Raw genomic sequence first — 17,459 nt, forward strand, 5'->3', positions numbered from 1 at the left:
TCCTAGCGACGGACCTTGAGGGCCATGAGTCCTTCTGGACGCAGCATCAGGATGCCGACGACGACCAGCAGGGTGAGCACCTTGGCCATGGAACCACTGAGGAAGAACTCCATGGTGGACTGGGCCTGGGATATACCGAAGGCGGACACAATGGTGCCGATCAGGCTCTGGGCACCGCCAAACACCACCACCAGGAAGGTGTCTACGATATAAGCCTGGCCAGAGGACGGACCGGTGGAACCGATCATGGTGAAGGCAGCACCCGCGACGCCGGCGATGCCACACCCGAGAGCAAAGGTGGCTCGGTCGATACCGGCACTGTTGATACCAACGGCTTCAGCCATGGGGCGATTCTGAACCACAGCCCGCACTTTCTTGCCATAGCCGGATCGGTACATCAGGAAATACACGCCCACGGCAATGGACAGCGCGATGATCATCACGAACAAGCCGTTGATGGGCAGCTCCACCAGGTCAGTCACCTGGATCGCCCCCATCATCCACTCGGGCAGGTCCACACCCACTTCCCGGGCGCCAAAGATGGATCGGTAAGCCTGCTGCATGATCAGGCTCAGACCCCAGGTGGCCAGAAGGGTATCCAGTGGTCGGTGATAGAGTCGCCGTATCATGAGCCATTCGACGAATGCCCCCAGGGCAGCACAAATCAGGAAAGCCAGAACCATGGCGACGAAGAAGTAGCCGCCAAACAGGCTCGGCAGATAGGACTGGAAAAAACCGGATGTCAGGTAGGTTGTGTAGGCGCCGAGGATCATGAACTCCCCGTGGGCCATATTGATCACCCCCATCTGACCAAAGATGATGGCCAGGCCCAATGCCATCAGTACGAACACTGAAAACAGGGAGAGCCCGGCAAACCCCTGCATGGCAAATATCGACATCAACTCACTGCTGGTGTAGCCATCAAACATGACCCTTACTCCCCTTTAGACCAACTTACCCTTCAAACCCTTAATCTTGTGTTCAGAGGCAACGGATGCTGGCGCCCGGGGGCGCCAGCAGTCCGGGCTTATTGGTAGCCTTCCGGGAACGGGTCCGGTTCCATCAGTTCTTCGGTCTCGTAGACAACCTTGTACTGGCCGTCAGGTTGAGCCTGGCCGATACGGGTCTTGGACCACAGGTGATGGTTTTCGTGGATGCGCACGTAACCTTCTGGCGCTTTGGTGAACTCAATGCCTGCGAATTCTTCACGGATCTTGTCGATGTCGAATGAGCCGGCTTTTTCAACCGCAGCTTTCCACAGCCATGGGCCGAGATAAGCCGCCTGGGTCACGTCACCGATGACCATGTCATCGCCGTAGGCTTCCTTGAAGGCCGCAACAAATTCCTTGTTGTTGGGGTTATCGAGGCTCTGGAAATACTTCATGGAGGCGTAGATGCCGTCCACGTTCTCACCGCCGATACCGCGGATTTCGTCCTCGGTCACGGAGATGGTCAGCAGAAGGGGCTTCTCATCAGTGAAATCGATACCGGCCGCTTTCATCTGCTTGTAGAAGGCCACGTTGGAGCCACCGACAACCGAGGCAAAGATCACGTCCGGCTTGCGCAGCTTGATCTTGTTGATCACCGAGTTGAACTGGGTGTGACCCAGCGGATAATACTCCTCGCCAGAGACCTTGAGGCCCAGCTTGTCCTCGATGTGCTTGCGGGCGATCTTGTTCGAAGTACGGGGCCAGATGTAGTCCGATCCGAGCAGATAGAAGCTTTTGGCACCCTTGGTTTCTGCGGCCCAGTCGATACTGGCAAGAATCTGTTGGGTCGCTTCCTGGCCGGTGTAGACCACGTTGGGCGACTGCTCAAGACCCTCGTAGAAGGTGGGATAATAGAGCATGCCGTTGTATTGCTCGATAACCGGGAGAACGGCCTTGCGGGAAGCCGAGGTCCAGGCGCCGAAGATCGCAGCAACGTTGTCCTGGCGCAGTAGCTTCCGGGATTTTTCAGCGAAGGTCGGCCAGTCACTGGCGCCGTCTTCCTGAACGAATTCAATCTGGCGGCCCAGGACACCACCGGAGGCGTTGATCTGGTCAATAGCCAGCTTTTCCGCCTGAACCGAGCCAATCTCACTGATCGCCATTGTGCCGGTGATGGAGTGCAGAATGCCGACCGTAACGGTGTCATCCGTCACCGCCAGACCAGTCGTGTTGACCTCTGCTGTGGCCGGCACTGCCGCCTGTGCCGACGTCGCAAGCATGACGGAAGCCGCCAGCGTCATCAGGCTCTTTTTCAGCCCCAGTCCCTTACCGAACGACCGCCCGTTGGCGGCTTGATCTGTCGTATCCATGGTGATTCCTCGCAGTTTTTGAAGTCCGGATCCGCGCTTCCCTTCGAAAGCACAGTGCCCACGAGAATCATTCTGCTCGGCACCCGTACAGGTGCCCATTCGGCAATCGCCCCAGCGCGCTACGTCATTTGACGCATTCCTGTAACCAACAGGACAGGCTAAAAACGCAGGCATGCAGAAGAAGAACATTCCTGCACCGGTCTATGGCACGGATATTGTTCCGGCTTTCTCATCCGGTGCATTTCAGCTTGAAGCTGCACTAACGCGGGGCACTCAAACACCAAAGGCAAGGCAGTCATGGCGGCAAGACAGAATATTTTTCGGGTTCGGCGCAGCTACAACCAGTGGGTAGCCAACCAGACCCTGGAAGACTATGCGCTTCGCTTTACCGCCAAGAGTGCCCGGCGCTGGTCCGCGGCCCGGGTAAGCAACACAGCCCTGGGCGCCATCTCCTTTCTGGCACTGGAAGCCATCGGCGGCTCCATTACCCTCCACTACGGATTCGACAATGCGGTCGCCGCGATACTGGCCGTCAGTCTGGTGATCTTCCTCACCGCCATCCCGATCAGTTACTACGCGGCCCGTTATGGCGTCGACATTGACCTGCTGACTCGCGGTGCCGGCTTTGGCTATATAGGCTCCACCATCACCTCGCTGATCTACGCCTCGTTCACGTTTATCTTTTTCGCCATCGAGGCCGCCATCATGGCCATGGCGCTGGAAATGCTGTTCGGGGTTCCCCTGGTTCTCGGCTACCTGATTTGCTCCGTGGTGATCATTCCCTTTGTAATCCACGGGATCACCACGATCAGCCGGTTCCAGGTCTGGACCCAGCCAGCCTTCATTTTTCTCCAACTGGTGCCTTTTGTTTTTATTGTTTACGCCGATGCCTCTTCAGTCAGCGACTGGACACAGTTCGAGGGACTTAACCCGGTTGATTCCGGTGGCTTCAGCATCGTTATGTTCGGGGCTGCGGCGGCTGTGGTGTTCTCATTGATTGCCCAGATCGGCGAGCAGGTGGATTTCCTGCGCTTCATTCCAGAACCCCGCAATGCCCGGGAAAAGCGACGTTGGTGGGCCGCCGTTATGGCAGGCGGACCTGGCTGGATTGTGATCGGCATGTTGAAAATCCTGGCGGGCTCCTTTCTTGCGGTTCTTGCCCTGAAACAGGGCGTTACCGCCTCGGAGGCGGCTGATCCTACCCAGATGTATCTGATCGCCTTCAATTACATTACCCATTCGCCCGAGATCTCCCTGGCGATGGCGGGCATTTTCGTCATTCTTTGCCAGCTCAAGATCAACGTTACCAATGCCTATGCCGGCTCCATCGCCTGGTCCAACTTCTTCTCGCGACTCACCCACAGCCACCCCGGACGAGTTGTCTGGCTGTTTTTCAACGTCGCGATTGCCTTGCTGGTGATGGAACTGGGTGTTTACCGGGCGCTGGAGGAAACCCTGGGTTTCTATGGCATCGTCGCCATTGCCTGGGTTGGTTCGCTGGTGGCGGATCTGGTGATCAACAAACCACTGGGGCTCAGTCCCGCACACATTGAGTTCAAACGTGCCCACCTGTACGACATCAACCCGGTCGGCGTTGGTGCCATGCTGACGGCCTCTGTAGTAGGAATCATCTGCCACACCGGCATACTGGGCGTCTATCCGGAGGCTCTGTCCCATTTTATCGCCATGGGAGTCGCGCTGATCATGGCGCCTCTGATCGCCTGGAAAACCGGTGGCCGTTTCTACACAGCACGGCCATTCGTCCCCATCGCTACTGACCATCAGCTCGTGCAATGCACGATTTGTGAACATCACTTCGAACCGGAAGATCTCACCCATTGTCCCGCGTATGACGGCACCATCTGTTCACTGTGCTGTTCACTCGATGCCCGTTGCGCAGACGCCTGCAAACCGGGGGCCGGATATCAGGAACAGCTCAATCAGTTTCTCGGGAGCCTGATGCCAAAACCGGTCTTGGCCGGTCTGCGCTCAAGGCTCGGGCATTTTCTGAGCCTGCTGGTGCTCATCAACGGCCTTTCCGGCCTGCTGCTGTCCCTGATCTATTTCAAGACGCCGGTCGCTTCACCCGCTGAAGGCATTCTTTTATCGGTAACCCTGTGGAAGGTGTTCTTCATTCTGGTGATCGTGACCGGCGTGATCTGTTGGCTGTTCGTGCTCGCCCACGAAAGCCGGGTGGTGGCCGAGGAAGAGTCCCGTCGCCAGAATCGCCTCCTGATGGAAGAGATCGTCGCCCACGAACGGACCGACCAGGCTCTTCAGCAGGCAAAGGAACAGGCGGAGGCCGCCAACGGGGCGAAAAGTCGCTACTTGACGGGGATCAGTCACGAACTCCGTTCCCCGCTCAATGCCATCCTCGGCTATGCCCAGTTGATGGAAAACGACGAGACCATTCCCTCCCACCGCAAGGAAGCCCTCGGCGTCATTCGCCGCAGCGGTGAGTACCTCGCCGATCTGATAGAGGGGCTGTTGGATATTTCCAAGATCGAGGCTGGCCGCCTGGACCTGCACCGCGATCAGGTTCGAATAGAGCTGTTGATGGAGCAACTGGTGACCATGTTCCGCCTGCAGGCAGAAGATAAAGGCCTGGCCTTCGATTACCACTGCCCCAACCCGCTTCCGGAAATGGTCACCACCGATGAGAAGCGGCTGCGCCAGATTCTGATCAATCTTCTCTCCAACGCCATCAAATACACGGATCGGGGCGGCGTCTCCCTGACCCTGCGTTATCGCAGTCAGGTCGCCGAGTTCACCGTACGCGATACCGGGGAAGGCATAGCCCCTGAGAATGTGGAACGCATCTTCCGACCCTTCGAACGTATCCGGACACCGGGGCAAAGCCGGGCCGGCACAGGCCTGGGTCTGACCATTACCCGCCTGCTCACGGAAATCATGGGTGGCGATATCTCGCTGGAGAGTGTACCGGGCCAGGGTAGTGTCTTCCGGGTCAGTCTGATGCTATCAAGCCTGCATTCTTCGACACCCCGCTCGATATCAATGCCGGCCAAGCGCATCTACGGTTACCACGGTTCGCGGCGAAAGGTACTGCTGGTGGATGACGATGTGTCCCACCGCCAGGTCATGCGGGCCATGCTCTCGCCACTGGGCTTTGAAATCGTCGATCTTGGCAATGCTCTGCAGGTTTTGGCAACCATTGAGGCTGAACGCCCTGACCTTGTGCTTCTCGACGTGTCCATGCCGGGCCAAAGCGGCTGGGAAGTCCTGGCAATGCTACGACAGCACAAGCACACCATGCCTGTCGTGATGGTCTCTGCCGACGCTAACGAGGGCCACCACGCCGCAGACTCACCGCGTCTGCACGATGGCTACATCATCAAACCGGTTCGGCTGAACCTGTTGCTCGACACCATTGCCAGCGTGCTGGATCTCAATTGGCGATTCGATAAGAGCCCGGATCCCATGGCGGCTATTCCAGCACCCGACCATGGCGTTTTGCCTTTACCCAAAATGGAGCATCGCCTGGCTCTGGCCACTCTGGCCCGGATCGGACACCGGAAAGGCCTGCTTGAGGCATTGCATGACCTGAAACACAGCGGCGAGGCGGCCGAACCCTTTGCGATTGAGCTCACCAGACTCACCAACGATTTCCAGTTTGAGAAAATTCTTGAACTACTCGAGGTAGCCGAACATGAAGCTTCATAATGACCGGAAGACTGTCGTGATGGTCGTAGATGACGCAGTCGACTCCATTCGAATGATCAACGATGCCATGGAAGAGGCAGGTATGACGGTGCTCGTTGCGCTGGAAGGAAACCAGGCCCTTACGATAAGCCAGAACATCACCCCGGATGTGGTGTTGATGGACGCTTTGATGCCCCATATGGACGGCTTTGAAACCTGTCGTCGATTGAAAGAGAACCCTGCGTTCGCCGATATTCCTATCATCTTCATGACCGGTCTAAGCGATACCGAGCACGTTGTTATGGGGCTCAACGCCGGTGGCGTGGATTACGTGACCAAACCGATTAACACCACCGAACTTCTGGCCAGAATGGATGTACACCTGACGAACGCCCGCATGACCCGCAGTGCTCGTAGCGCCCTGGATACGGCCGGTCAGAACCTGTTTGCGGTGGACCGCGAGGCGAACTTGCTGTGGGGCACGCCACAGGTTTGCCAGTACCTGCCCGACGCAGCGCATCCCGAATTCCCCGAGGTACGTGCCAGACTGGAGGAATGGCTGGGCCACCGTCCCGAGCCGGGCCACAGCATGCCAGTCGAAATCATGGGCATCGACAGAACGGTAGAGTTTCTTGCCCTTGTGGATAACCGGGAATACCTGCTGCGGCTGAAAACACCACAGAACCAGAACAGCGCAACAGCAGCCCTGCGGCAACGGTTCGAGCTGACACTGAGAGAATCCGACGTGTTACTCTGGATCGCGAACGGCAAGACCAACCGGGAGATAGGCCAGATCCTGGATATGAGTCCCCGAACCGTTAACAAACACCTGGAGCAGGTATTCCGGAAACTGGGCGTAGAAAACCGGACGGCGGCCGCAGCCAGTGCAATCCGCTTGCTCGCAATCCAGTAATGGCCTCGGGCACTTTTGCTCATAGCGTCTGTCCATCGGGGTACTGTGATCTTGAAAGCGAGAAGCTCGATGAGAAAGACTGCCACATTTTTATCAGTGCTGGTTCTGATGGGCCTGTCAGGGCTGTTGTTGGCACAGACACCATCCCCGCTCACACCTTTCTCGGAAATGCAGTCCCTGAATGATGGCTGGGAGCCTCTGGAATTCCCCAAGATAGATCAGCTCAGCCGCTATGAACTGACAACCGAATACGGTCAGCAGGTCGTGCGGGCGACCACGGACGGCGGTGCGTCGGGACTGATCGCACGGGTCAGGCTGGAGCCAACCGATTCGCTGATTCTGCAATGGCGCTGGAAGGTCTCGAATGTCTTCGAAAACGGGGATGCCCGGGAAAAGTCCGGGGACGATTACCCGGCCAGAATCTATGTGGCGTTCGAGTTCCAGCCCGAGAAGGCGGGGTTTTTCGAGCGCGCCAAACGCAAGACAGTCGAGGTGTTATTCGGTGAGTCCCTGCCGGGCAATGCCCTCAACTACATCTGGGCCAATACTCTCCCGAAGGGCGAGATTGTGCCCAACCCGTACACCGAGAAAACCATGATGATTGCCGTGAATTCCGGATCAGAACAGGTCGGCGAATGGGTCACGGTGGAGCGGGATATCATGGCCGATTATCGGGAAGCGTTTGGCGAGGAACCGCCACCGGTCGTGGGCATTGCCATCATGTCGGATTCGGACAACACCGGTGAAAAGGCCACGGCCTGGTATGGGGACATCCTTCTGAACCCGGATTCCTGAGCCCTGAACACTACTAACGGTATTGCTCGGGAAATCCGGGGATCACAAAGCTTTCTCCAAGGTTTCGTATCGGCGGCACTTCACCCTTTTCAGCCAGACGGATGTAGGCATCATTGAACTCTTCCCGCAGGATCGCTGCCCGGGGATTGGCCAGCGAGAACAGCCAGGTCAGATTCCTCAAACGGATCGCCGATTCACGGATTTTCTCGTCTTTGGGCATGGTCAGGGTTTCCACGACCGGATCCCGATGCCCAAACAGGTAATGGCCTCGGCCAAGCTTGAGCATTTCCAGAGCAGCCCGATAGTTTGGAGCCTGGGTGACGTCAATCGAACCTTCCGCCTCCAGCCAGTACAAGAGCCCTCCATAGGTGTACCCGCCTATCGTGATGACGGTCTTGCCCTGCAGTTGATCAAAATGTGTAAGTGGTTCGGTTCCCTCCAGATACCAGGCACTGAGCTGGGTCGCGAGGGGAGTGACCCAGGTCTCAAGAACTTCACCGTTAAGGGCAGGAACGTTGGCCGAACCTGGCCAAACGTCAATTCTACCGTTGCGCAGATACAGGTATACCCGGCTGATGGGCAAGAAGAGAAATTCCGGCTCGTAACCCGCTTCCACAGCGATCTTCCGGGTAAGCTCTATAAAGCTGCCAGCAGGGCGGCCATCGCTGGCCTGATAGGTAATGGGGGGAAACTCCACATAGGCAATGCGCAGAGTCTTGTTTACGGATTCCGACGCGCCAAGGGAGGCGGACGTAAATAATAAACCTACCAGCAATATCCAAAGCCGGACAACGGTCAAATGCATGGCTTCAGAGAGTCGGGAAGAATGGACCGGGCAGTTTCTGGGCATGGAATCCGTATTGTTCGGGTCTGTTTAGCCAAAGATTAACAGACCCGGAAAGATCTGCACTGACACCGCCCGCAAAAATCCGAACATAATGTCAAATATGGTTGATAACCATGTACAGACCAACACCGCCCATTACCAGCATGTAGGGAAACGCCATCACCACCATCTTGCCGTAGGACAGCCGAACCAGCGGCGCTATGGCAGACGTCAGCAGGAACAGGAAAGCCGCCTGGCCATTGGGAGTCGCAACGCTGGGAAGGTTGGTACCTGTGTTGATGGCAACTGCCAACTTCTGGAAATGCTCGTAGCTGATGGCCCCTGCATCCAGAGCCTGTTTGACTTCGCTGATATAAACAGTCGCTACGAAGACGTTATCGCTGATCATTGAGAGCACGCCGTTGGCAATGAAGAACATGCCAGGCTGCCGGGCTTCCGGAAGCGACAGCACGTAATCAATAATCGGCTTGAACAGGTGCTGTTCGTGGATCACCGCAACCACCGCGAAAAACACCACCAGCAGCGAGGTAAACGGCAGGGATTCCTGGAAGGCCTTGCCAATTTGATGCTCGTCGGTAACGCCGGTAAAGGAGGTAATCAGGATGATGACCAGCAGGCCAATCAGGCCGACCTCGGCGAGATGGAAAGCGAGGCCCACCACCAGGATCGCGGCGGCAAAGGCTTGTACCCAGAGAGCCGCCTGATCAGCCTTGGTCCGCTTGGTCCGCTCGTTCTCCGCAAATTCTTCCAGCACCTGACGCACAGGCTTGGGCAAACGCCCGCCGTAGCCAAACCAACGCAGCTTCTCCAGGGCCCAGCAGGTAAATAAACCAGCCGCCAATACCGGCAAACTCACTGGCGCCATGTGCAGGAAGAAACCGGCAAAGTCCCAACCCACGACTTTGGCAATCAACAGATTCTGGGGCTCACCTACCATGGTGGCAACGCCGCCCAACGCGGTACCGATAGCACCATGCATCAAAAGGCTGCGCAAGAACGCCCGGAAATTTTCCAGATCTTCACGGTGCAGCTCGATTACTTCGTCATCGCTGCCCGCGTTGTGGTCCTTGTGCTGGTAGCCCTTGCCGGAGGCCACCTTGTGGTAAACCGCGTAAAACCCGACCGCCACGCTAATAATAACCGCGGTAACCGTCAGTGCATCGAGGAAGGCCGAAAGCAGTGCTGCTGCGCTACAGAACAGCAACGATAACGCCGACTTGGAACGCACACCCACCAGAATCTGGGTGAACGTCACCAGCAGCAGTTCCTTCATGAAGTAGATGCCCGCCACCATGAACATCAGCAGCAGGATCACCGGGAAGTTGGTTAGCACTTCCAGATACACTGCATCCGGCGTGGTCAGGCCAATCAGCAATGCCTCTACCGCCAGCAGGCCACCCGGCAGAAGCGGGTAACATTTCAGGGCCATGGCAAGAGTAAAAATAAACTCTGCGATCAGAAGCCAGCCGGCCGTTCCGGGCCCCAGGGTCCACATGACAATCGGGTTGGCGACAAGAAACAGCAGGATCACCTGCTTGTACCAGACGGGCGCCTTGCCAAGGAAGTTGTGGGTAAAGCCGGAGATAACGGTATTGGGCATTACGGAAATCTTCTGAGAAAACGGGTTATTGGTATTGTGTGCCAGCAGGCCCGCATCTTCCTTGATATTTGCGTACCGGGGTATGGGCCAAAGGTACAAAATGAAGACCGATTTTGGTCTTACTAACAAGCAAATGGGGAATGGGCGCTGATCAACACAGATATCTTCGTAGTATTACTTGATCAACAAAGATGTAGCGCGCGTATTTTAACCGATTTGCGTGGCTGTGAGGTCGCTTTGTGAAAAAAATACACAAATGTTCTGGGGGAAGGACACTGATAGGGTCTGTTGAGAAAATGGGTCGGAGCCGGCGCGTCCCTGCGCCGGGAGGATAATGCAATCAGAACCGGTAAGTAACGGAACCGGTCACTTCACGACGGGTGCCATACGTACCGGAGCTGTCGAAAGCCGTTGCTACATACTGTTCGTCCAGCAGGTTCTGGGCATGCAGCCCCAGCGACACCTGGCCAATGTCGTAGGTAATCGCAGCATCCACCAGGGTGACATCCGGTACTTCCAGGGCAGAATTATCCGCATTGAACGCCGCGCCAAAACTCTCGCCGATGTAACGCACGCCGGCACCCAGCCCCAGGCCATGCAGCATGCCGCCCCGGAAGCTGTATTTTCCCCACAAGGCCGCTTCATGTTCCGGTGTGTATTCCAGCGGCTCGCCCTCTTCCACCGGATTGCTGGCTTTGGTGATCTCGGCGTCGGTATAGCTATAGCTGGCGATCACATCCAGCGCATGGAACAGACGGGTGCGCGCTTCCATCTCAAGGCCCTGTGAGTTGGCCTCGCCCTTCTGCTCATTGGCGAAGGTCGATGGGTTGGTGGTCAGGTAGTCTTCCCGGGTCAGGTCGAACCAGGCCAGTGTCACCAGCGTGTCCGTATTGGGCTGGTACTTTACGCCCACCTCATATTGGTGTGCGGTTTCGGGCTCGAACGGGTTGCCGGCCGCATCGATACCTGTGGTGGGGAGAAACGACTCCATGTAGCTCACATAGGGGGCAAAGCCATTCGCGAACTGGTAACTGGCACCGGCACGACCAGTGAAGGCCTCGTCTTCCCGGCTAGCTGTGGCGCCGGTGAGATTATTGAGTGTCTCGGAACGGGCCACGTCATACCGGCCGCCAAGGGAAACCGTCCAACGGTCTACCCGGATCTGATCCTGGAGGTAAATGCCGGTCTGTTTGAGTTGTCCGTCCTCGTCTTTAAACAATGGGGCATCAGGGACAGGCGCCCCATAGACAGGATCATAGATGTCCAGGTTACTTGCGGCCCCAAAGAACTGCCGGGATGACACATCGATATCCTGATGGTCAAGGCCGACCAAAACGGTATGTTCTGCCGAGCCCGTCTGGGCAGTCAACTGCAGCTGGTTATCCATGGCCAGTCCGTCAATGCGACCGAAACTGTCGAAGCGTGACCGGGTAATGGTTCTCTGATCCGCCAGCAAGCCGGTGGTGTAGATGGTCTGGTCGTCAACATCGTTACGGTAGTCCCGGACATTCTGACGCAGAACTATCTGGTCATTGATGCGGTGCTCAAACTCGTAACCAATGGCACTCTCGCGACGCTCATAGGCATCGTACCCTGGCTCGCCGGTAAACCGGTTGTCAGGAATCGGTCCATTCGGATTTGGCTCCAACGTGCCCTGCAACGGGTAACGTTGAGATGGCTGGGTATCGTCGTACTGCCAGTGCGCCAATACCGTCAGTCGGGTGGCGTCCGTGGGCTGCCAGGTCAGGCTGGGGGCCAGGTACTTTCGGTCGTCGTTGACGAAATCCACCTGGGTTTCGCTGTCGCGAACCAGGCCTACCAGGCGAACCGCGAGGGTATCACTGTCATTCACCGCCCCACTGATATCAAACTGACCCTGGACCAGATCGTTGGTACCAGCCTCAACGCGCACTTCTCGACGGGTGTCGAAAGTAGGACGTTTGGACACATAGTTCACCAACCCACCCGGGCCCGCTTGTCCGTACAGAACGGAAGAAGGCCCCTTGAGCACATCAATGCGCTCGGCGCCATAGGGCTCCAGACTGTAACCGGCGGCAAAGCCGGGGTTCGCCAGTTTCAGGTTGTCACGAAACAAGCCACTGGTGGCCACATCGAAGCCGCGTATTCTCAGAAACGTGGTGCGCGGCTCGAAACCAAAGGTCTCGCCTCGGGCGCCGGCTGTATAACGCAGAACTTCGCCCAGGTTGGCCGCGTTCTGGTCCTCGATCTGATCCGCTGTGACTGTGGAAATGGACTGGGGCGTTTCAACCACGTTGGTGGTTGTTTTCGTGCCGGTAACGGTCGCCTCTGCGGTGTAGCCATCACTCGGTGCGGTGCCGCTCGGTTCGGCGGCATCTGCCGATACTTCAATGGCATCCAGCTCGGTAATATTCGCTTCCTGCGCGTACAGTATCGGGCTTGCCAGAACCCCGGCTATGGCCACGGCCAGGCCGGACGGGAGTAAGTACTGGCGATTATCACGTAACGAATTCATTGATCAGCTCCAAACAACGCGCTTTACAGGTTTAAGTGTAATGCGAATTATTGTCGTTTAGATCCTAGTTTTGGTATTCCAGAAGCCAAAAAACCTGTGCGCAATGCTATTTCTTGTGATTGGCCGCCCGTTGTCGGGGAGAAAAGCCGAACTCTCGGCGAAACGCCGTCGAAAAATTGGTCGCGTGGGTGTAACCCACCCTGTTCGCGCTCTGTTCAACACTGAAGCCTTGCTCCAGATAATGCTTTGCCAATCGAAGTCGGCATTTTCTGAGATAGTCGAACACCGGCACTCCGTACATCGCCCGGAATTTCGCTCGCAGGCCGCTTGGGCTCATGGCAGCCATCTGTGCGAGGTCCTTTAGGGTGTGGTCATGGTCCGGAGTGAACTCCAGATGCTGCCTTACGAGCTCAAGTCGCTGACGTTGCTGGACCGGAACCACCGGAACATCCGGGGATTCATGCTCGTCGCCTGCCAGACCCAATCCGGCAAGCTGCAGCGCGAGGCCCTCCAAAACCAGGCTTTTCTGGGCGACGGTCATCGTGAGGCGTGCATGGGTCCGCAGCAACTCCTCGAACGGGTGGGGCACACTCCATTGGCGCATGGGAACCCTGGGAAGAATGGTCAGGTCTTGTAAGCTGGAGGAGACGTGGCCCAATGTTGCGCCGCGTGGGTCGAAAGCGAGTGCCACAATTTGCAGATGCTCTTGCTCAGGCTGGTGCGCCCGTAACGGATAGTCCGGGTGCAGCTGCATGCTGACAGCATCACCCGGTGACAAAACGTGTTCGACCGACCCGAGGGTAAGCTCAACGATGCCATCCAGAACGACCAGCACAAGCAACGGCGCATGACCAGAAGAGACTGATTCATACGCCTGGAGCACCTGAAGCGAAGAAAACGTAAACCGAAAACCCGATGCCAGGCTGTACTCGGCAATCTCACCCCGGGCAACGATACGGTCATCACTTCTGGTGTCGCCCTGGATGGCCGGGAACCGAAATTCTATGTCGTAAAGCTGCCCGAAACGTTCGAAATCTGCCTGACTGAATGTGTGCAACCTGCCCACTCCACGCCTATCCAACCTGGTTTGCTAACTGTGCCTGTGTTTGTCCGGTTACGAGGTCAATGGAGCGTCCGTATCATAGTTGCCCGTTTTGGTGGAACGAAAGGTAAGGAGGGCCAGTTCAGGTAGTCGGCAAAAAAGTCTGCGTGCCGTGAAGGATCTATAAGCACAGAAACGCTGTCGTGGATATCACAGCAACCGTCGATGGGGGCGGCATGGTCCGGGTGCTGAAGGCTCTCCAGTGCCCGGAGAATCACCGCGTCCATACCGGCCCGCTCACCGCGATCAGAAAGGGCCCGGGAGACCAGTATGGCTGAGAGAGTCAGTTCGATGTGCATGCAGGATTCATCCCGCGGCCCGTGCAGGCAAGCAAGATCGAAGGCGCTGCCAGCCAGCGAGATAACATCCCGCCACTGCCCCTGCTCACTGCAGTCGTGGGCATTCTCCATCCAGAACAGCCACAGGTCTTTGCGTTCTTCCAGCGGCAGGTCCGCGAACTGTTGGCGGTGATTGGGACACAGAAATTCCATCACGTTCTCCTTGTTTATTCACGATAATGATAATAATTATCATTATCGTGAAATACAAGAAAACGTTTGTTCTGTGATCAAGTGTCAGAGGACATTAATGTTTGATAAGAACCGGCCTCATTTTCGCGCATTTTGAGGCCGAGCGATTTCTAAAGTTTGATATTTTTCGACACAAACAAGATCTGGCCTACACAATCCATTGACAATAAACTTTGACATTTTTTCCGATGTGAGGAGATCCTTTCATTAGTTCTGACACTCAGGATTTAGGACTCCCAACGTATGCTAAGGGCCAGTGTCGTTTGCCCAACACAGCCTTACTAAGGTTCAATAATTTTTAAAGGACCATCTTTAGCATTCAATATCAATTGCGGGGAAACTACAGTCTCTCCTATCACAACTGTCATCAAGTTCGCTTTTCTTTAGGCCCTTGATCATTGAAGCTTTTTACATCAGAAGAACAATGTACTTTTGAGAACTCGCGCTTCCAGGAGGGCCAAGAGTTCACAATCTCCTGAGCTCTTTCGTGGTTCTTCTTTATCAATTCGTGTTCATTCATTTCTGCCCCCTACTAAACTGGAAAATAGATTCACGCTATCTGTTTCAGACTCTAGATAAGAGAGCGGTGACATTGGCACTCTGAGTTCTGCAGTCCCTCTACTCCAACTCACCACTACTCCATTTTCCTTTCTTTTTATCTTTCTCCCATTCCCTAAGTTCATCGAAAACAAGTCGATAAATTTCCTAGGACCAATCCCAACAAACTGTCTAAAGTTCACCTTATTTAATACTGGCTCTTCCAAGTCATTAATAGAGTCATCGTGCAACGTTGTCGCGAAACTTTTTGGATAAGGCTCTATGTAAACAACCTCTTTTGCCCCAGATACAACAATATGCTTTGCGCAGTTGTGACATGGGAAAGTGGTAGTATATAACCTAGCCCCTCGTATAGATATCCCGTTCCTTGAGGCTTGTAATAATGCCTCCATTTCCGCATGTACTGCTCGGCCAAATTCAGTTAAATCACCAATTCTTGTTTTTGAAAGCTTACTCTTATAAGTTTCAATTTCCGCTTTATCAACGCCTTTCCCAACAATGGACTCTATTACTTCCTCCATAATTCTATTTCGTTGCATTTCATTTGAATCTTCTTTACGAACATAGTCCCTACAATCATCCTCGCCCGGCCAATATAGCCCCCCACCAAACTTGGGGACATCGTTAGCACCAGTAGAAACAATGTCACCCATATCATTTGTCAGCACCGCTCCTACTTGTCTCGACAGATCTGCCGACCTTAATGATGCGGCATAGGCCATAAACATGGCGTACTCTTCCTCTGTAGGAGGCTGATATGGATGCGAAAATATCAGATCAACTATTCTCCCCAACTGCTTCGATAACCGAGTGTTATCATCCGTTGTTGCGAATGCATCTGCCAATTGAAATACATTTCTTGTTTGTTGTCCAAGCTTATCAACTTCCTTGTCATCTCGCTGAATAAGTCTATCGAGCTCACTTTCGTCCTCTACACCTTTTAACTCTCGCAGATAATGCTTCTTGCTTTCTGTACTTGCCGACACGCCTAACAAGAAAAACCCTTGACCATATACTTGTCTTAACGTGTTAACCTCTTCGGCATGTTTCAAAGATCGAATAACATGGACAGTGCGCTTTCTTGGCAAGACTGTTTGATGGTCAGAAGCTCGATTTAAATTTATTTCATCCATAGCCATCAACGCATATAAATCGCCGCGACCATACCTGTTACGAAGCTCTGTTCCAGTCTCCATCGCCCAGTCAAGTCTATCATTTTCTTTTAGACCTTTAGGTGGGCGCTTATCAAAATGCTTTGAAACAAGCTCGCTCAAATGTATATAATTAACTTCATAATTAAATTGACCAAAAATATCTCTTAGCCTACTCTCTACGTCATCATGATTTACGCCTACCGGGCTTGCTAGGCCAATAACCAGTTCACAGTCTTTTGCGTACTCAACCATAATGTCCGCCATCTTATTTATTTTTATACACTTCAAACTCGATAGTACTTGGCTCGCAGACTGGATCCTCAGTAATCTATTAAAGCGCGGAACGCAAGGAATCCGGATATTTCAAGTATGTATAGTTTATCCTCGGATTCTTCGCCAGTTCCTCGATAGAGATCCCAGTTTTTCTAAAGTAGTAAGCCTTTTGGCCTACAAAGTGCTAATCCTACGGCAAAAATGGCCTAATCTCATTCAGGCCCTCCTATACAAAGGCCATTTTATGAGTTTCCGTCTCGGAGACCACGTCCTGCCAATCTGAACCACCTTACTCCACGCCAACGGGTCCACCAAAATCTTAACCAAATACGAACGGTTCGATCTCATCTATATTTGCCACCACCAAAGGCTGCTCCTCCGGCTTAAACCTTTCCCTGCCCAAGAACACGTTCAGCGAGAGCATCAGGTAATGCACCATGGCCGCCCGCACACGGACATTCAGGCTTCGCTCATCACCCATCCCGTAGTCCAAAGCCACCATGCGCTGCTGCGCCTCACTTAGTTCCGGATTTGGAATTAACTTAAGGTTAATCTGGCGATTCCAGTTTTCATCTAATACTGGATCAGCCTCCGGTAGGGCTTCCCCGATCACTTCGGCACCGGGTTCAATACGTGTGAGCACAAAATCCCGAAAGTTCTTATGCTTCTCGCACCATGCACGAGCATGCCAGCGTAGTCCTGAATAGACCAAAGTGTGAGGTGCAATAATGCGATCTTCCCCATCAGGGCTTGAATGTGACCGATAAACTAACTCCAGCCTTGATCTTTGTTGCGTTGCAACAACCACTTGCCTGACAACCGAAGGGGAAACAGCCCTATGGGGAATCGAGATTGCCTCTGTCGGTGCAGGTAGATCTTTGATGCCTGAAAAAGATGGGTTCAGAGTGTTGTGTTGGGTCATAAGCGACAGGTACTCGCCCAGATCACCGATGCTGAACCGGAAGTCAAAACTGTCGCTCGGAACATAACCTCTATGGCTAGCAGAGTAGCTCAGGTTGCCACGTGTAATGCTGTTATACGCTTGGAAGAGTCGAGAGCCGGTAGTGCGGCTGTTTATTTTGAAAGCGCGCTTTAAGTGATCGTTCGTCACGCGCCCCTCCCAATAGGCAACAACTTCTATTAGGTGGAACTTACTCTTCTTTTCCCACGCGACATCATCCGCTGACATGGCTCTCCCTATTACACCTGTTCAAAAAGTGGACGCATTGTAGAC

The 17,459-nt window shown here is 54.5% G+C and carries 12 protein-coding genes; 3 read left to right on the forward strand and 9 right to left on the reverse strand.

What is annotated here, in order from left to right; translation table 11 throughout:
- Nucleotides 1–2: 2 nt before the first annotated feature.
- Nucleotides 3–929, reverse strand: a complete 927-nt coding sequence (gene urtB, locus ACP86_RS08705; RefSeq protein WP_014578806.1) for an urea ABC transporter permease subunit UrtB — start codon at nt 927–929, stop codon at nt 3–5.
- A 98-nt stretch (nt 930–1,027) separates the two neighbouring features.
- The gene (gene urtA, locus ACP86_RS08710; RefSeq protein ID WP_014578807.1) at nt 1,028–2,299 is read right to left on the reverse strand and encodes an urea ABC transporter substrate-binding protein; all 1,272 of its coding nucleotides are present in this window, start codon (nt 2,297–2,299) and stop codon (nt 1,028–1,030) included.
- A 297-nt stretch (nt 2,300–2,596) separates the two neighbouring features.
- Here urtA and ACP86_RS08715 point away from each other — a divergent pair, with 297 nt between their 5' ends.
- From ACP86_RS08715 to ACP86_RS08725, 3 genes are all read left to right on the forward strand, one after another.
- Nucleotides 2,597–5,980: an ATP-binding protein gene (locus ACP86_RS08715; RefSeq protein WP_053113352.1), complete on the forward strand. Its 3,384-nt coding sequence runs from the start codon at nt 2,597–2,599 to the stop codon at nt 5,978–5,980.
- Nucleotides 5,967–6,872 carry a DNA-binding response regulator gene (locus ACP86_RS08720; protein WP_053113353.1) on the forward strand — a complete coding sequence of 302 codons (906 nt, stop codon included), beginning with the start codon at nt 5,967–5,969 and terminating at the stop codon, nt 6,870–6,872. Before ACP86_RS08715 ends, ACP86_RS08720 begins: the two co-directional genes overlap by 14 nt.
- A 108-nt stretch (nt 6,873–6,980) precedes the next feature.
- Nucleotides 6,981–7,667, forward strand: coding sequence for a DUF3047 domain-containing protein (locus ACP86_RS08725; protein ID WP_053115499.1), 687 nt, complete (start codon nt 6,981–6,983; stop codon nt 7,665–7,667).
- Between the two features lie 13 nt (nt 7,668–7,680).
- On the opposite strand, the gene ACP86_RS08730 is transcribed toward ACP86_RS08725, so the two are convergent.
- The 7 genes from ACP86_RS08730 to ACP86_RS08765 all read right to left on the reverse strand — a co-directional run bounded on the left by ACP86_RS08730 (nt 7,681) and on the right by ACP86_RS08765 (nt 17,414).
- Nucleotides 7,681–8,517: a substrate-binding periplasmic protein gene (locus tag ACP86_RS08730; protein ID WP_053113354.1), complete on the reverse strand. Its 837-nt coding sequence runs from the start codon at nt 8,515–8,517 to the stop codon at nt 7,681–7,683.
- Between the two features lie 91 nt (nt 8,518–8,608).
- Entirely contained in the window at nt 8,609–10,114 is a 1,506-nt protein-coding gene (nhaB, locus tag ACP86_RS08735; RefSeq protein WP_053115500.1) for a sodium/proton antiporter NhaB, read from the reverse strand.
- Nucleotides 10,115–10,454: 340 nt separating this feature from the next.
- Complete coding sequence (locus ACP86_RS08740) at nt 10,455–12,608, reverse strand: TonB-dependent siderophore receptor (protein ID WP_053113355.1); 2,154 nt, start codon at nt 12,606–12,608, stop codon at nt 10,455–10,457.
- A gap of 106 nt (nt 12,609–12,714) precedes the next feature.
- Nucleotides 12,715–13,674, reverse strand: coding sequence for a helix-turn-helix transcriptional regulator (locus ACP86_RS08745; protein WP_053113356.1), 960 nt, complete (start codon nt 13,672–13,674; stop codon nt 12,715–12,717).
- Nucleotides 13,675–13,730: 56 nt separating this feature from the next.
- Nucleotides 13,731–14,201, reverse strand: coding sequence for a hypothetical protein (locus ACP86_RS08750; protein ID WP_053113357.1), 471 nt, complete (start codon nt 14,199–14,201; stop codon nt 13,731–13,733).
- 551 nt (nt 14,202–14,752) lie between these two features.
- Nucleotides 14,753–16,204, reverse strand: coding sequence for an anti-phage dCTP deaminase (locus ACP86_RS08755; RefSeq protein WP_053113358.1), 1,452 nt, complete (start codon nt 16,202–16,204; stop codon nt 14,753–14,755).
- Nucleotides 16,205–16,544: 340 nt separating this feature from the next.
- Nucleotides 16,545–17,414 carry a WYL domain-containing protein gene (locus ACP86_RS08765; RefSeq protein WP_053113360.1) on the reverse strand — a complete coding sequence of 290 codons (870 nt, stop codon included), beginning with the start codon at nt 17,412–17,414 and terminating at the stop codon, nt 16,545–16,547.
- Nucleotides 17,415–17,459 lie beyond the last annotated feature (45 nt).

Origin of the sequence: Marinobacter sp. CP1 (genome assembly GCF_001266795.1) — a bacterium.
In the GTDB taxonomy this organism is placed as follows: Bacteria; Pseudomonadota; Gammaproteobacteria; order Pseudomonadales; family Oleiphilaceae; genus Marinobacter; species Marinobacter flavimaris.